Genomic DNA, 17162 nt, shown 5'->3' on the forward strand with positions numbered 1-17162 from the left:
CGACTCGCACGGTTCTTCGCCTGACGGGTCGGGTTCATCGCCGCACGGCCTGCGGCTCTCCGTCTGACGGGTCGGGTTCATCGCCTGACTGCTCGCGGTTCTTCGTTCGACGGCCTGCGGTTCGTCGCGGTCGATCAGCGCGTCACGGGCGTTCACGGTCGATCGACGTACGCCGGGCGTCCGTGATCGATCAGCATGTCCGGGGCATCTTCTCCAGCACCAGGATCTCGAAGACGGGGGCGGGGATCGGCGGGTCCATCAGCTTGTGGGACACCTTCCGCCATCCCCACCTCCGGTATATCTCGCGGGTCCTCACGGCCTTGGGCTGCACCGAGAGGGTGGCCCGTTCGGTCCCGGAGGCCGAGAGCAGTTGGTCGTGGATCCGGCGCCCGACTCCGGCGCCCCGCCACTCGGGCAGCACTCCGTAGTCGATGAGGGCGAACGTCCTGGTCCCGGTCTCGGCCGCGAACTCCTCGTCGACCGGGTCGGCCAGCGTGCTCCACCAGCGGGTGTCGGCGGGCAACGGGTATCCGTACCCGAACCCGATGAACTCCGGTCCGGATCGCGCGGTGGTGAGCCGGAACCCCGGCCGCTCGGCCAGCTTGGGAAAGTAGGAGCGCTGGTTGGCGAACTCGGCGGCGTCCCCGTCGAAGGGCGGCAGCGAGAACACCGCCTCGTACAGATCACAGATCGTCCCGGCCAGGGCGAGCGCCTCTCCGCGTCCGTGTGTCTCTATGGTCATCTCGTCGGTGGTGGGCGTGTCGGCCATGCCTGTCTCCTCTCGCCGCCCTCCCCCGAAGGGCTCTTTACCCGTGGACGCGCACGGTAGCCACTCCGGTTCACCCGGAGGGGAGCGCTCACGCTCGCACGGTGATTTCATCACTTGTTGACTTCCTGTTGCCTCCGGCTTACCGTTGTGGCGACGCATTAGTTGCAGTGATGCAAGGAGTTGTCCGGTGGACCCCGTGGACGGCGCGGAGCGCGATCGGCTGGCCGACGACATCGGTGATCTCCGGCGGGCGCTCATCCCCGGCCTGCTGCTCCACCTGCTGAGCGGGTTCGAGGGCGACGAGCCCTCCATGATCCAGGTCGCCACGCTCTACACCCTCGACGTCCCGGCTCCCCCGACGCTCCGCGAACTCGCCGGGCGCGTCAGCCGGTCCGTCTCGGCCACCAGCCGCCTGGTCGACCAGCTCGTACGGCGCGGGCTGGCCGACCGCCGGGAGGACCCCGGTGACCGGCGGGTGCGGCGGATCGCCCTCACCCCGGCCGGAGCGGAGTTCCTGCGCACGTTCGAGCGCGTCCGTGCCGAGGCCCAGCTCGAAGTCATGGCCTATCTGACCGCCGGAGAACGCGAGCTCGTGATGCGGGCCACGACGCTTCTCGGCGAAGCCTCAAGGAGACGCGCCCATGCCCGACCCCCTCATCCTGACGTTTGACGACATCGGGGCGGAGATGCTGCCCCTCGTCGGCGGCAAGGCCGCCAATCTCGGCGTGCTCACCACCGCCGGACTTCCCGTTCCCCCTGGTCTGTGCGTCACCACCGAGGCGTACCGCAGGGTCACCGAACGAGCCGGGCTGGAGGACGTGCTCGCGGCCCTCGCCACCACGTCCGCCGGGGACGTCCCCGCCCTGAACGCCCTGGCCGCGAAGGCTCGTGAGCTCGTGCTCGCCGCGCCGGTCCCCGACGACATCGCGAGCGCCGTACGCGACAGTGCGACCGGTCCCGTCGCGGTCCGCTCCTCCGCGACCGCCGAGGACCTGCCGGACGCCAGCTTCGCGGGGCAGCAGGACACCTACCTCAACGTGATCGGTGCAGACGCCGTGCTGGACGCGGTCCGGCGCTGCTGGGCCTCCCTGTGGACGGACCGGGCCGTCGCCTACCGGGCCGCGAACGGCATCGACCACGGCGCGGTGCGCCTGGCGGTGGTCGTTCAGGAGATGATCCAGTCGGAGGTGGCGGGGGTGATGTTCACCGCCAACCCGGTCACCGGGCGGCGGCGCGAGGCGGTGATCGACGCCGGTCCCGGGCTCGGCGAGGCCGTGGTCTCCGGCGCGGTCAACCCCGACCACTTCGTGGTCGACACCGCCACCGGCGAGATCACCGAGCGTCGCCTCGGCGACAAGCGGCTCGCCGTACGGTCGCTGCCGGGCGGCGGCGTCGAGCACGTCGAGGCGCCCCCCGTGAATCCCGCGTCCCGGGCGGGCTCCGCCGAGGACGCCTGCGTCACGGACGCGCAGGTGCGGGCGCTGGCCGAACTCGGCGACCGGGTCGAGCGGCACTACGGAGCGCCTCAGGACACCGAGTGGGCGATCGACGCCGATGGTGTCCTGTGGCTGACCCAGTCGCGTCCCATCACCACGCTCTATCCGATTCCCCGTCACGCGGAGCCGTCCGCGAGCCCGCCGCTCGTGGCGGGTCGCGCGAACACCGGCGGTGCGGGCGCGGGAGAAGGCGGCGCGCCGGACGAGCCGCCCGGCGAAGGCACCCGGATCTACTTCTGCTTCAGCCTCGCCCAGGGGCTCTACCGGCCGATCACCCCCATGGGCATGTCGGCCTTCAGGCTGCTGTCGTCGTCGGCGATGGAGATCGTGGGGATCCCGGTGACAGACCGGGTGGCCGGTGCCCCCGTCGTCGCGGAGTCGGGCGGGCGGCTTTTCTTCGACATCACCGGCTTCATGCGCGGCAGGGTGGGCCGCGTCGCCTTCCCGAGGTTGCTCGACGTGATGGAGGCGAGGTCGGCGAAGGTGCTGCGCGGGCTGCTCGACGATCCCCGGTTCAGCGTCATCCAGCCCTCGCTCCGCCCGCCTCTGCGCCGGGCGGTGCGGATCGCGTCCCGCTTCCGCGCCCCGCGACGCGCTGTAAAGGCCCTGCTCAACCCCGCGGCGGCGCACCGGGACGTGGAACTGCTGAACGCGCGCCTGCGCGGAGGGCTGAGCGCGCCCGAGGGCTCCACCCCGATCCAGCGTCTCGACCACGTCGAACGGGTGCTGAGCCGCCAGATCTTCCCGCTGCTGCCGACGATCGCTCCGGCCGCGGTGGCCGGGTTCGCGATGCTCGGTCTCGCCGCCAAGGCGCTGGGGGAACGGGCCAGGCCGGGCGAACTGCAGACGGTCCTGCGCGGGCTGCCGCACAACGTGACCACCGAGATGGATCTCGCGCTGTGGCGGGTGGCCGTCCGCGTCCGCGAGGACCGCGAGGCCACCTCCCTGCTGCTGGGCACTCCCGTCGCCGAGCTGACCGAGCGTTTCCGTGCCGGATCGCTTCCCGGCGTGGTGCAGAAGGGCCTGGCGGACTTCCTCGCCGTCTACGGCGTCAGGGCCGTCGCCGAGATCGACCTCGGGCTGCCGCGCTGGTCGGAGGACCCGACCCACATCATCGGCGTTCTCGCCAACTACCTGCGGCTGGAGGACCCGGCCCTCGCTCCCGACGCGCTGTTCGCCACGGGCGCCGCCGAGGCCGCCCTGATGATCAAGACCTTGAGCGGGCGCGCCGGAGGGCTTCGCGGGCGCTTCGTCCGCTTCGCGCTCGGCAGGACCCGGGCACTGGCGGGTCTGCGGGAGATGCCCAAGTACGCCCTCATCACCGCCCTGGCCGCGATGCGGGCCGAGCTGCTCGCCGTCGGTGTCGAGCTGGCGGCGCGCGGGCTGCTCGCCGATGCCGACGACGTCTTCTTCCTCACCTTCCGCGAGGCCAGGCAGGCCCTCGACCTCCCCTCGTCCGGCGGGGCCACGCGTCCCACACCGGCGGAGCTCGTGGCGCGGCGGCGCGAGGAGGCCGCCCGTGAGCTGCGCCGCAGGCACGTCCCCCGCGTCCTGCTGTCGGACGGCACCGAGCCGGAGGCCGTCGGCGTACCGGCACCGGTGGACGGTGCGCTGACCGGCACCCCGGCCTCGGCCGGCACCGTCACCGGTGTCGCGAGGGTCGTCCTCGACCCGGTCGGCGCGCACCTGGAACCCGGGGAGATCCTGGTCTGTCCCTCCACCGACCCCGGCTGGACCCCGCTCTTCCTCACGGCGGGCGGCCTGGTGATGGAGATGGGCGGCGCCAACTCCCACGGTGCCGTGGTGGCCCGTGAGTACGGCATCCCCGCGGTGGTGGGGGTGAGGGGGGCGACCGAGCACATCGTCACCGGCCAGGAGATCACCGTCGACGGCGCCTCCGGCGCCGTCCTCGCCGTCGTGACCGTCACCTGAGCGCGGGCTCGGCTCCAGCCGGGGGCGACCCCACGGGCCGTCGCGGCGACCGGCGGGAAACGCCCCGTCGCAGCCGTGCTCCGGCGGGGCACAGCCGGGAGCCGAGACCCGGGGGCGGGTGCCGAGGCCCGGGCGAGTGCCGAGACCGCGTTCCGGGATCAGGGCACGGGCGCGGGAGGGATCTCCCCGGAGCCTCGGACGATCAGCCGGGTGGGGACGACGACCGTCCTGGCCCTGGAGCGCTCCCCGTCCAGCCGGCCCTTCAGCAACCCGGCGGCGGCCCTGCCGATGGCCGCGGGGTCCTGGGCCACGACGGTGAGGGCGGGCTTCAGCACCTCGGCGAGTGGCAGGTCGTCGAAGCCGACCAGGGCGACGTCCCCGCGGCCGAGCCGGGCGAGTCCGAGGATCGCGCCGGTCGCGGCGACGTTGTTCGCCGCGAAGACCGCCGTCGCCGGGTCCTCGCCGCCGACCAGCCTGGTGACGGCCGCCGCGGCGGTCTCGTGGTCGTGCCCGGTCTCCACGAGGGTCCGGTCGAAGCCGATCCCGGCCGCGGCGAGCGCGTCGCGGTAGCCCAGGAACCTCTCCCTGCGGGTGTGGAGCACGGGCAGGTCTCCGACGAAGGCGATCCTCCGGTGACCGTGGGCGATCATGTGCGCCACCCCCGTACGGGCGCCCTCGCGGTTGGAGCTGACGACGGAGTCGGCGGTCAGCCCCGAGGCGAGGCGGTCCAGGAACACCAGGGGCAGCCCCGCGGCCCGCTCCGCGCGCAGGTGGCGGTGGTCGCTTCCCGCGGAGGGCACCACGATGAGCGCGGTGACCCTCCTGGCCAGGAGGGTCGAGATGAGCGCGCGTTCCCGTTCGGCGGTCTCGTCGGAGGAGCCGACGATCAGGGTGAGACCCCGGGCCCGTACCTCGTTCTCCAGACTTCCCGCGACCGTGCCGAAGAACGGGTTGCCCATGTCGGGGATGACGAGCCCGACCGTGGAGTCCCGGGCGCCCACGCGCGTGTTCCTGGCCATGAGGTTGGGCTGGAACCCGAGCCTTCCCATCGCCTCCAGGACGCGCTCTCTGGTCTCCCTGGCCACCGGGCCGTCGTCGTTGACCACCCGTGAGACGGTCTTCGCCGTCACGCCGACCTCGCGGGCCACGTCCGTCATGGTGGCGCGGCGAACCTTGGGCATGGATCACCGCTCCTCGTGTTCGGCTCGTCGGTTTGTCGGCGGCACGGCGCCGCGAACAGGCTAGCCCCGTTTCCCGCGCGTGCCGTGTCGTCGCGGGCGAGCGGCCGTGCCCGGTCCGGGGCGACGGGTGATCGCACCGGGCCGATGGAGGTCAGGTACGAAACGGCGAGCCGGCCGCGCCTTTCCCTCGGCCGGCCGACGTGGTCGTGACGGCGCGAGCACCGGTCTCGAACACCCCGCCTGTCGCCGGGCTTCGATGTCAACGTTGACACATGTCAACGTTGACATCCATTGCCACGGATGATGGACTCCCCGGCGGGAAACGTCAATCCCACCGCCGCGACGAACCGGCGATCCGGCCGAAGCGCCCAGGCGAGTCTCCTCGAAAGCGTCTCCAGAAAAGGCAGGGACCATGCCCTCCACCCAGATCGCCGTGCTCGGCGAGTGCGTCGCCGACGCGTTCACCGCCGCCAGTTCGGAGAACGAGCTCACCCTGCGCGTTCTCCCAGGTGGCGGGCCCGCGAACACCGCGGTGGCCCTGGCGCGCCTGGGCACCCCCACCCGCTTTCTCGGACGCCTGTCGGGCGATTCCTTCGGCGCCCTGTTCCGCGCGCACCTCACCGCCTCGGGGGTCGATCTCGGCGGCTGTGTCGCCGCCGTGGAGCCGAGCACCCTGGCGGTGGCCACCCTGGACGAGTCGGGACAGGCCCGCTACTCCTTCCACGCCAACGGTGCCGCCGACTGGGGGTGGAGCGCGGCGGAGCTCACCGCGGGACGGATCGGCGACGTCTCGTGCCTGCACACCGGCTCGCTCGCCCTGGTCCGTGCGCCGGGCGCGGCGGCCGTCGAGGAGGCACTGGCGGCGGCCGCCGCCCACGCCACGATCTCGATCGACCCCAACGTGCGGACCGCGCTCGTCGACGCGGCCGTCTACACCGAGCGGATGCCCCGGTGGTGCACGCTGGCCGACATGATCAAACTGAGCGACGACGACCTGGAGCACATTCACCCCGGCGAGCCCGTCGAGCGGGTCTGCGACACCTGGCACGACGCCGGGGTCCGTCTGGTCGTGGTGACCCGCGGCCCGCGGGGGGCGCTGCTGTCCGTCGACGGTGAGCGCGCCACGGTCCCCACCCCGCCCACGAAGGTCGTCGACACCGTCGGCGCCGGTGACTCCTTCACCGCCGGGCTCCTGCACCGACTGGACGCCTCCGGCCTGCTCGGCGGGCGGCTCGACCGGCTCGATCTCGACCTGGCGGTGGACGCCGCGACCTTCGCCGCCCGGGTCGCCTCGCTCACCTGCTCGGTGGCCGGCGCCAACCCCCCGTGGGCGGGCGGGCCCGACGGGCTTGTCGCCTCTCGCCCCTGAAACCCTCTCGTCCCCGAGACCCTCTCACCTCTGAAACCCTCTCGCTCCTGAAACCCTCCGCGCCTGACCCCCGTGAGCACGACGAGGCCGAGCGGGAGCGGCGACCTGGGATCCGGCGGCCGAGTCCACACCGCGGTCGCCGGACGACCGGGGGGATCCAGCGAGCGGTTTTCCAACGGTCATCACCGAATGTCATTTACAGACTCGCAAAAACCTCGTAACCCTCGCAGGCGATCCCGCACGATCTGATTCGGGCCGTACATGCAAAAACCCCACCAACAGCGGACGTAAGCACCGCCTTGGGGGCATTGCGCTCGAAGGGAAAGACATGCGCTTACATGCGCAATTCAGGACACGGACTCTCGTCGGAGCCGTGACCGCCGCGATGATCTCCACCATGCTCTTCGCGGGCTCCGCCCACGCCGACCCGCCCGTCTCCGGAACCGGTGAAGACGGCGCCTGGTCGATCGAGACCCTCGACGGTGGCTACAAGATCACACTTCGACTCGCCGAGCCGCTTCCGGTACGGGACGCCATACCGGAACTCGCCGTCAACGGCACCTCCCTCGGCCCCGCCGTGGAGTCGCCGGACGGCACGACCCTGACGGTGACCACGACCGACCCCGGCGTCTCCGGTGCGACGTCCGTCGACGTGGCCTGGAACGGAGAAGTCCCCTCGGAGCCCGCCCCCACCGGGAGGATCGCTCCCGAACCGGCGCCCTCCCGGCCGGGGAAGCCGGGTACCCCCGCTCCGCCGGTCGACCCGGCGGCTCCCGGGCGCTACACGGTCGTCCACGACGAGTACGACCTCGGCGACACCGCCATCACCCTGGCCGGCCTCGGCGGCAGGCAGGCCGAGATCCGCGCGAAGACGTATCTGCCGAAGGAGGCCACCGGCAGGCTTCCCCTGGTCGTCTTCCAGCACGGCCGCCACTCCGCGTGCTACAACCCCGTCACGCGCCAGACGTCGAACACCACCTGGCCGTGCCCGGCAGGGCAGCAGCCGATCCTCAGCTTCACCGGGTACGACGGCCCCGCCGACGTGCTCGCCAGTCACGGGTACGCCGTCGTGTCGGTCAGCGCCAACGGCGTCAACGCCGCCGACAACCCGTTCAGCGAGGACCGGGGCGCGCTCGCGCGCGGCGAGGTCGTCATGCGCCATCTCGACCTGCTCGCCGACGCGACGAAGGGGAAGGGCGAGGCCAAGATCGTCGAGCTTTTCAAGGGCCGTCTCGACATGGACGACGTCGGCCTGATGGGCCACTCGCGCGGAGGTGAGGGTGTTGTCAAGGCGGCGCTGCTCAACGCCGGGCGCCCCAAGCCGTACGGGATCAAGGCGGTCCTTCCGCTCGCGCCCACCGACTTCGCCCGTGCGACCCTGCCCAACATCCCGATGTCCGTCTTCCTGCCGTACTGCGACGGGGACGTCTCCAACCAGCAGGGACAGCACTTCTACGACGACTCCCTGTACGCCTTCGAGAAGGACGAGGCGTTCCGTTCCTCACTCATGATCATGGGAACGAACCACAACTTCTTCAACACCGAGTGGACGCCGGGCGTGGCCGTCGCGCCGGCGTCCGACGACTGGAGCAACCGGAACGACCCGGTGTGCGGCAGCACGGCCGCCCCCGGCCGGCTCACCCCGGCCGAGCAGTACGCGGTGGGCACGGCCTACATCGCCGGGTTCTTCCGTCTCGTCCAGGGCAAGGAGCACGCGCTGCTCCCGCTGTTCGACGGCAGCGGTGCCGTTCCCGAGTCCGCCGGGCGTGCGGTCGTCCACACGGTCGCGCAGGCCGAGTTCGACAAGCGCGTCGATGTGGCTCCCTTCACCTCGCCGTCGTCCCCCTTCACCGTCTCCGGCGCGGCGACCGGCGTGATCTGTGCCGGCATGCTGGACCGCTCGCCGCAGAGCGGCCTGCCCACCTGCGCCACCAGGCTGACCACGTCGCAGGCACCGTCCTGGACACCCGCGACGTACGCCGGAAACGTCACCGCCACGCCGGTCCTGCGGTTCTCCTGGACCGACACCAGCGGCGAGGTGAGCGTTCCGCTGCCCCCGGGGTCGCGGAACGTCAACGGCCGCGACGCCCTGACCTTCCGCGCCGCCCTCGACGAGAACGCGACAGGGAACGTCGACCTGGCGGTCACCGTCGTCGACGGCCGCGGCAGGACCGGCACCGTGCCGGTCTCCGGCGTGAGTGACGCCCTCACGCCGTTCCCCGGTACGACCTCGCCGCTGCCCAAGACGTGGCTGCGGACGGTGCGCATCCCGACGTCGTCCTTCGGCGAGGTCAACCTGCGTGACGTGCGAGAGGTCCGCCTCACCGGCGCGAGCCCGACCGGCGGCGTGTACCTGGGCGACCTCGCGTTCTCCGACGTCCGCGTGGGCAAGTCCGAACTGGACGAGTTGCCGCAGGTCTCGCTGCAGAGTCTCACGGTCCCCGAAGGGAACGGTCCCGGCGTCGCCACCATGACGCTGACGCTCTCGGGGCGGAGCAAGAAACCGGTGACGGTCAACGTCCAGTCGATCGTCACCGGCGTCGCGCCGGTGATCACGGCGCTGGCCCAGCAGGTCGTCATCCCCGTCGGGGCGAGGTCGGCCACCTTCCAGGTGCCGATCGTGGGCGACACCACACCGGCGACGACCGCCCAGTCATACCAGGTGGTCGCGTCCGTGCCGACGAACGCGACGATCGGAAACGGGTTCGCCCGCCTCGTCGTCACCGACGACGACGCGCTCTGACCTCGAACACAACCGGTACCAACGAAGCGGGCACGGCCATCGGGCCGTGCCCGCTTCGTTCGTGCCCGCTTCGTTCGTGCCCGCTTCGTTCGTGCCCGTCCTCGTGGGTCCGGCGGGCACCCTGCCCGGCGGGGCCGCTGCGACCTCCTCGGTCGGCCCGTCCCCGCGGCGGCTCGACGCGGTGCGGGCGCCGGGACCGCGGGGGTCTCAGCGGCTCCACGTGGCCCGGCCGGAGCCGGGAGCGTCCGGCCCGGAGGAGACGCGCGGCGAGAAACGTAACAGTACGTAACATGAGGCAGCTCTCTCACCTGCGCATACGCGAAGATGTCAACTCGTTACCTCGCAACAAGGTGCACACCGGACACTCGCGTGTTACAAACCTCATTAGTTGATTGCCGAGACAAAAGAAGGCGGTGGCACGCGTGACCCACGGGTACAGCGTCACCCACGCGACCGGCACCGCCTTGCCGACCAGCTCCCCCATGGTGCGCCAGACAAACCTCTCCCTGGTCCTGCGCCACCTGCGCGACAACGTGTCCCAGTCCCGGGCCGACATCGCGGAGGCGACCGGCCTGCACCGGGCCACGGTCTCCAACCTGGTGTCCGAACTGCTCGACCGGCGACTGGTCCGCGAGGTCGACACCGAGCACGTCGGCGCGATCGGCCGCCCACGGCGGCCCCTGGCCCTGCACGGCACGCACGTCGGCGCGCTGGGCCTGGAGATAAACGTCGACTACATCTCGGTCCACGGATCCGACCTCAGCGGCCGGGTCCTGGTGGAGCGCCGGATCGGCTTCGACGCGATCGCCGGCGGACCGGATCACGCGCTGCGCATGCTCGGCCGGATGGCCCTGGAGGCCATCGAGGCGATGAGACTCGCCGGAGCCGTCCCCGCCGGTCTCGGGGTGGCGGTCCCCGGCCTGGTCGACGTGGCGCGTGGCGTCGTCACGTTCGCCCCCAACCTGGGCTGGCACGACCTGCCCCTCGCGGAACGCCTCTCCGACGCGCTCGGCACGGGGAACGTTCCAGTTTCGGTGGACAACGACGCCAACCTCGCGGCCGTGGCCGAGCACACCGTCGGCGTCGCCGCCGGTACCCCCCACCTCGTCTACCTGACGGGCGAGGTCGGCGTGGGGGGCGGCATCTTCGTCGACGGCAAGCTGCTGCGCGGCGCGGACGGCTTCTCCGGCGAGGTCGGCCACCTGCCGGTCGACCCGGGCGGCATCCGCTGCGGCTGCGGGCGGCACGGCTGTTGGGAGACCAAGGTGGGCCTGGCCGCGCTGGTACGGGCGACCGAGCCGGACCAGGCGCGCAGGCCGGCCGATCTGCCGGTATCCGACCCCGAGGAGCACGCCACGGAGATCGCCAGAGGACTGGTCGCGGGCGACCGGCAGATGACGGACGCGGTCGCACAGGTGGGGCGGTGGCTCGGGCTCGGCGGCTCGATCCTGGCCAACCTGTTCAACCCGCGAGTGATCGTCGTCGGCGGCTACTTCGCCACGCTCGCCGAATGGCTGTTACCCCACGCCCAGGCGGAGCTGGAGCGGCTCGTCGTCGCCGGCTCCGCCAACCGGTGCAGGTTCGTCGCCTCCGATCTCGGCTTCGGAGCCGCCTCACGAGGCGCGGCGAACATGGTGGTCAACCGGCTCATCGACCACCCAACCATGATCACGGATCCGTTACCCCAACTCTCGACCGGCTAACGGATCCCCACAAGCCTGGAGGCGGCACCCTCCAGATCACCGCAGTACCCAACCTCATCCCCATGTAACAAGTGGCACCAGCGCGGCGGCGCGCGCTTTGCCTGACGACCCCCCAGTCAGGAAAGGGATCACCATGTCACCACGTTCTCGAACGTGGGCCGGGCTCTCCAAGAGCCTGCCGTTAACAGAAAACCGCTCCCTACGTCGGACGGCTGCGATGATGGCTCTGGCCGTCGTCGCGCCCCTGCTCCCTGTCTTCACATTCCTGACATCACCGGCGAACGCCACCACCGGCTCCGCCTCGACCAGCGTGGCGTCGGCGGCCAACGTCGCCGATCCCGACTTCAAGGTCCTGGTCTTCTCCAAGACCAGCGGCTTCCGGCACGACTCGATTCCCGAGGGAATCGCGGCGGTCCAGCAGCTCGGCCTGGAGAACAACTTCGCGGTCGACACGACCGAGGACAGCGCCAAGTTCACTGACGCCAACCTGGCTCAGTACAAGGCCGTCATCTTCATGTCCACGACCGGCGACCCCGTGAGCACGCCGGACCAGAAGGCCGCCTTCGAGCGCTACATCAAGGGTGGCGGCGGCTACGCCGGCGTCCACGCGGCCTCCGACAGTGGCTACAGCTGGGAGTGGTACGGCAAGCTCGTCGGCGCGTACTTCAAGTCGCACCCGGCGATCCAGCAGGCCACCGTCAAGGTCGAGGACCCCGCGCACCCCTCGACGGCGCACCTGCCGACCTCGTGGACCCGCACCGACGAGTGGTACGACTACACGACCAACCCGCGTGCCAACGTGCACGTGCTCGCGTCGATGGACGAGAAGTCCTACACCGGTGCCACCATGGGCATCGACCACCCGACGGTGTGGTGTCAGGACTACGACGGCGGACGCTCCTGGTACACCGGCCTCGGCCACACCAAGGCGAGCTTCGTCGAGCCGAACTTCCTGAAGATGCTCCTCGGCGGAATCAAGACCGCCGCGGGCGTCGAGAAGGCCGACTGCTCTGCCTCGCAGAGCGGTAGCTTCGAGAAGATCACGCTCGACGACAACACGTCGAACCCGATGATGACCGACATCGCCAAGGACGGGCGGGTCTTCTACATCGACCGCCTGGGCGACGTGAAGGTCATCAAGACCAACGGCTCGACCGTGACGGCCGGTCGTCTGAACGTGTTCACCGCCAACGAGAGCGGTCTGCTCGGCCTGGCGCTGGACCCGAACTTCGCCACCAACAACTGGCTGTACCTCTTCTACTCGCCGGTGGGCCAGAACGTCGACCGGCTGAGCAGGTTCACGGTCAACGGCGACTCGCTCGACTTCTCCAGCGAGAAGGTCGTCCTCGACGTGCCGGTGCAGCGGGCCGAGTGCTGCCACCACGGTGGTGGCATGCTCATGGACCACAAGACGGGTGACCTGTGGCTGGCCACCGGTGACAACACCAACCCGTTCGCCTCGGACGGCTACACGCCGATCGACGAGCAGTCCGGCCGGTCCTCCTGGGACGCCCAGCGCACCTCGGGCAACACCAACGACCTGAGCGGCAAGCTGCTGCGCATCACCCCGAAGCCGGACGGCACCTACACCGTGCCGAGCGGGAACCTGTTCCCCGCAGGCACGGCCAAGACCAAGCCCGAGATCTACGCCATGGGCTTCCGTAACCCGTTCCGCATGGGCCTGGACCCGAAGACCGGCTTCCCGATGGTCGCCGACTACGGACCCGACGCCGGCTCCGCGAATGCCAACCGTGGTCCGCGCGGCACCGTCGAGTGGAACCTGGTCGACAAGCCGGGCAACTACGGCTGGCCGTTCTGCGTGGGCGACAACACCCCGTACAACGACTACAACTTCGCCACCAAGACGTCGGGCGCCGTGTTCAACTGTGCCGCGACGACCAACGACTCGCCCAACAACACCGGTCTGACCACGCTGCCCCCGGCGATCCCGGCGAAGATCTGGTACACCAGCGCCACCAACGCCAACTCCTTCCCGGAGCTCAACGGCGGCGCGCCGATGGCCGGTCCGGTCTACCGCTACGACGCCGACCTCGCGTCGACCGTCAAGTGGCCGGCCTACTGGGACGGCAAGGCGATCTTCGGTGAGTGGAACACGAACAAGATGTTCTCGTTCCAGCTCAACGAGGCCGGCACCGCCCAGATCAAGATCAACCAGATCCTGCGGTCCATGAGCTTCAAGCGCCCCATGGACATCAAGTTCGGTCCCGACGGCGCGCTGTACCTGATCGAGTGGGGCTCCGGCTTCGGCGGCGACAACGCCGACTCCGGCATCTACCGCATCGAGTACACCAAGGGCGTCCGCCCGCCGACGGCCCGCGTCTCCGCGGACAAGACCGACGGCCCGGCCCCGCTCACCGTGCAGTTCTCCAGCCAGGGATCGAGCGACCCGGACGGCAAGCCGCTCACCTACTCGTGGGACTTCGACGGTAACGGCACCTCCGACTCGACCGAGGCCAACCCCTCGCACACCTACACCCAGGCCGGGCAGTACAGCGCGGTCCTGACCGTCAGCAACGCCGACGGCGTCACCGCCACGGCGAACCTGCCGATCACGGTGGGCAACACCCGTCCGACGGTGACCCTCGAACTGCCCCCGAACGGCGGGTTCTTCGAGTTCGGCGACCAGGTGAAGTACAAGATCGTCGTCACCGACCCCGAGGACGGCACGATCGACTGTGACGACGTCCAGATCCAGGCGTACCTGGGCCACGACAGTCACGGTCACCCGCTCGACCAGCACGAGGGCTGTGAGGGCACCATCCAGACGCTGTCCGACAGCGGTCACGGCATCGACGACAACCTGTTCTACATCCTTGAGGCGACCTACACCGACAAGGGTGGCCAGGGTGGCGCTCAGTCGCTGACCGGGCGGGCCGAGGTCATCCTCCAGCCCAAGCGCAAGCAGGCCGAGCACTTCTCGTCGACCGGCCGGGTCGCGGACGGCACCGGAACGGACGCCGCCGGCGTCCAGGCCGAGACGACTACCGACCCTCAGGGCGGCGCCCAGAGCATCGGCTTCACCACCGACGGCGACTTCTGGTCCTACAGCCCGCTCAACCTGAGCGGTATCTCCAAGGTCCGGTTCCGCGTCGCCTCCGGCGGTGCCGGCGGCACGGTGCAGATCAAGGCGGGTAACGCCGACACCGGGACCCTGCTGGGCTCGGTGGACATCGCGCCCACCGGCGGCTGGCAGACGTTCCAGGACGTCACGGTCGACCTGAACAACGTTCCGACGACGACCGGCCCGGTGTTCTTCATCGTGCGCAAGCCGGCGAGCGCGGCCAACGACGCCTACCTGCTCAACTTCAACTGGGTCGACTTCATCGGCCAGGGCGTCACCGACAACCAGCGCCCGACGGTGGACGCGACGGCCACCCCGACCACGGGTATCGCCCCGCTGAAGGTCGACTTCACCTCGACCGCCACCGACCCCGACGACAACACCCCGCTCACCTACAAGTGGAACTTCGGCGTGAACGGCTCGCCGCAGCCGACCACCGCCAACGCGAGCTACACCTACACCGCCCCCGGCACGTACAACGCCACGGTGACCGTGGCCGACTCCAAGGGCGCCTCGGCGAGCAAGACGCTCACCATCAAGGTGGACGCGCCGAACACCAACTGCTTCTCCGGTCGTTCCGACGACTTCCTGGGCACCGAGCTCGACAGGAACCGCTGGTCGGTCATCCGTGAGGACCAGAACCTCAAGGTCGCCGGCGGCAACCTCGTCCTGCCGACCTCGCTCACCGAGATCTACGGCACCGGCGCCGGAACCACGACCAACATCGTGGTCCAGCCGGCACCGCAGGGTGCCTGGACGGCCACCACCAAGGTCACGCTCAACGCCCGCGACGCCTACCAGCAGGCGGGTCTGATCGTCTACGGCGACGACAACAACTACGCCAAGATGGTGCTCCAGGCGCGGGGAACGAACGACCACGCCGCCCGCATCTTCCAGTTCATCCGTGAGGAGAACGGCACGCCCAACGAGGTGACGGACAGCAACACCGCCAACCTCGGGGACGCCTACCCCGACACGGTGTACGTGAGGTTCATCAGCGACGGCACCAACCTCACCGCCCACTACTCCTCGGACGGCACCACCTTCACGGCGATGCCGCAGACCAAGGCCCTCGCCGGGATCAACAACCCGAAGATCGGCCTGCTCTCCCTGGCGAGCACGGGCACCCGCCCGGTGGTCGACGCCTCCTTCGACTGGTTCCAGATCAGCCCCGACGACACCGCGAGCAGGCCGGCGCCGAACGACGAGTTCGACGGCTCGTCCCTCGACACCTGCCGCTGGGACGCGATCGTCCGTCCCGACAGCCCGACCGTCCGGGTGACCGGCGGCCAGCTGGAGATCGACACCACCACGGGTGACATCTACGGCAGCACCAACGGCACTCCGAAGAACTTCATCCTGCAGACGGCGCCGAGTGGCGACTGGACGCTGGAGACGAAGGTCGACGGGTCGGCGCTGAACGAGCAGTACCAGCAGGGCGGCCTGATGGTCTACGCCAACGACGACAACTACGTGAAGCTCGACTACCTCACCGGCAACACCGCGGGTTCCGCGGTGTCGCGTCGGATCGAGCTGCGCAGCGAGGTCGGCGGGACCGTCCAGAACCCGCAGCCGCAGACCGGCACGCTCACCCAGGGCGTGTGGCACCTGCGTCTGAAGAAGGAGGGCACCACCTTCAAGGGCTCCTACTCCGCCGACGGCACCACGTGGACCGACATCGCGCAGACGGTGGCGAACACCGCCGTCGGCAACGGCAAGATCGGCGTGTTCACCCTCGGCACCGCGCAGCAGGCGTCCAAGACGGTCAAGTTCGACTACTTCCGCCTCACCGGCGGTGCGACGGCCGACACGACCGCCCCGGTGACCACGGCCACCCCGAACCCGGCCCAGCCGGCGAGCGGATGGTTCACCGGTCAGGTCCTGGTCACGCTGGCCGGCGCCGACGAGGCGCAGGGCAGCGGCGTCGACAAGACCGAGTACCAGCTTGACGGCGGCGCCTGGACCACGTACACCGCGCCGGTCGCCATCACCGGCGACGGCTCGCACTCGCTGGCCTACCGCTCCGTCGACAAGGCGGGCAACGTCGAGGCGACCAAGACGCTCGCCGTCAAGGTCGACGCCAAGGCTCCGACGACGACCTCCACGGTCGGTTCGCAGGACAACGGCGGGGTGCCGGTCACCCTCTCCGCGACGGACGAGACGTCCGGTGTGGAGAAGATCGAGTACTCCCTGGACGGCGGCGACTGGACGCCTTACACCGCGCCGGTGAACGTCACCGGTGACGGCGACCACGAGCTGCGCTACCGCGCCACCGACAAGGCCGGGAACGTCGAGGAGATCAAGACCCAGACCGTCACGGTGTCGGCCGCTCCGACGGTCCAGCTCACCGTTACGGCCCAGGGTCGTTGCATCGGCACCACGGTGCACCTGGCGGTCACGGCCGTCAACAACGGCACCGTGCCCGCCAACATCACCCTGACCACCCCCTACGGCACCAAGACGGTCGCCAACGTGGCCCCGGGCAAGCAGGCCTACCAGTCCTTCAACACCCGGACCGGACAGCTCGCCGCCGGCACCGTCACCACCAGCGGCACCGCCACCATCGGCGGCCAGCCGGTTACCACCGACTACGAAACCGCCTACACCGCGCTCAACTGCGGCTGACCTGACCGGCGGCGACCACGGCGTACGCGCCGCGGTCGCCGCCCTGATCAACCGGGGCCGGCCGACAGACCGGCCGGCCCCGCCCCCCATAAACGGAGCAAGCCCATGAAAACCACCCGCACCACCCGGGTCATCGCCGCGTCCCTGCTCGGCCTCGCCCTCGCCGCCACCGCCGCCCCCGCGATGGCCTCCGCCGACCCCGACGAGGGCATCGAGGTCTCGGTCAACATCGCCCCCATCCAGGCTCCCGGCGAGGTCTCCA

Annotated in this window: 8 protein-coding genes; 6 read left to right on the forward strand and 2 right to left on the reverse strand. The window is 70.4% G+C overall.

Annotation, left to right across the window (positions count from 1 at the left end; all coding sequences use genetic code 11):
* Positions 1–190 precede the first annotated feature (190 nt).
* Entirely contained in the window at positions 191–769 is a 579-nt protein-coding gene (locus AB0B96_RS34515) for a GNAT family N-acetyltransferase (protein WP_362905590.1), read from the reverse strand.
* Positions 770–956: 187 nt separating this feature from the next.
* Here AB0B96_RS34515 and AB0B96_RS34520 point away from each other — a divergent pair, with 187 nt between their 5' ends.
* The gene (locus tag AB0B96_RS34520) at positions 957–1439 is read left to right on the forward strand and encodes a MarR family transcriptional regulator (protein WP_362905592.1); all 483 of its coding nucleotides are present in this window, start codon (positions 957–959) and stop codon (positions 1437–1439) included.
* Complete coding sequence (locus AB0B96_RS34525; RefSeq protein ID WP_362905594.1) at positions 1411–4197, forward strand: PEP/pyruvate-binding domain-containing protein; 2787 nt, start codon at positions 1411–1413, stop codon at positions 4195–4197. Before AB0B96_RS34520 ends, AB0B96_RS34525 begins: the two co-directional genes overlap by 29 nt.
* Before the next feature lie 158 nt (positions 4198–4355).
* Here the strand turns inward: AB0B96_RS34525 and AB0B96_RS34530 are convergent, their stop codons facing one another.
* On the reverse strand, positions 4356–5378 hold the full coding sequence (locus AB0B96_RS34530) for a LacI family DNA-binding transcriptional regulator (protein ID WP_362905596.1): 1023 nt from the start codon (positions 5376–5378) through the stop codon (positions 4356–4358).
* Between the two features lie 412 nt (positions 5379–5790).
* Between AB0B96_RS34530 and AB0B96_RS34535 the strand changes: the two genes are divergently transcribed.
* The 4 genes from AB0B96_RS34535 (at position 5791) to AB0B96_RS34550 (ending at position 16900) form a co-directional block, all read left to right on the forward strand.
* Positions 5791–6747 (forward strand): carbohydrate kinase, encoded by a 957-nt coding sequence (locus AB0B96_RS34535; protein ID WP_362905598.1) that lies wholly within the window; start codon positions 5791–5793, stop codon positions 6745–6747.
* A 373-nt stretch (positions 6748–7120) separates the two neighbouring features.
* Positions 7121–9490: a hypothetical protein gene (locus tag AB0B96_RS34540; protein ID WP_362905600.1), complete on the forward strand. Its 2370-nt coding sequence runs from the start codon at positions 7121–7123 to the stop codon at positions 9488–9490.
* A 422-nt stretch (positions 9491–9912) separates the two neighbouring features.
* Entirely contained in the window at positions 9913–11193 is a 1281-nt protein-coding gene (locus AB0B96_RS34545; RefSeq protein ID WP_362905602.1) for an ROK family transcriptional regulator, read from the forward strand.
* Between the two features lie 217 nt (positions 11194–11410).
* Complete coding sequence (locus tag AB0B96_RS34550; RefSeq protein ID WP_362905604.1) at positions 11411–16900, forward strand: ThuA domain-containing protein; 5490 nt, start codon at positions 11411–11413, stop codon at positions 16898–16900.
* Positions 16901–17162: the final 262 nt, after the last annotated feature.

Origin of the sequence: Streptosporangium sp. NPDC049046, assembly GCF_040649155.1 — a bacterium.
In the GTDB taxonomy this organism is placed as follows: Bacteria; Actinomycetota; Actinomycetes; order Streptosporangiales; family Streptosporangiaceae; genus Streptosporangium.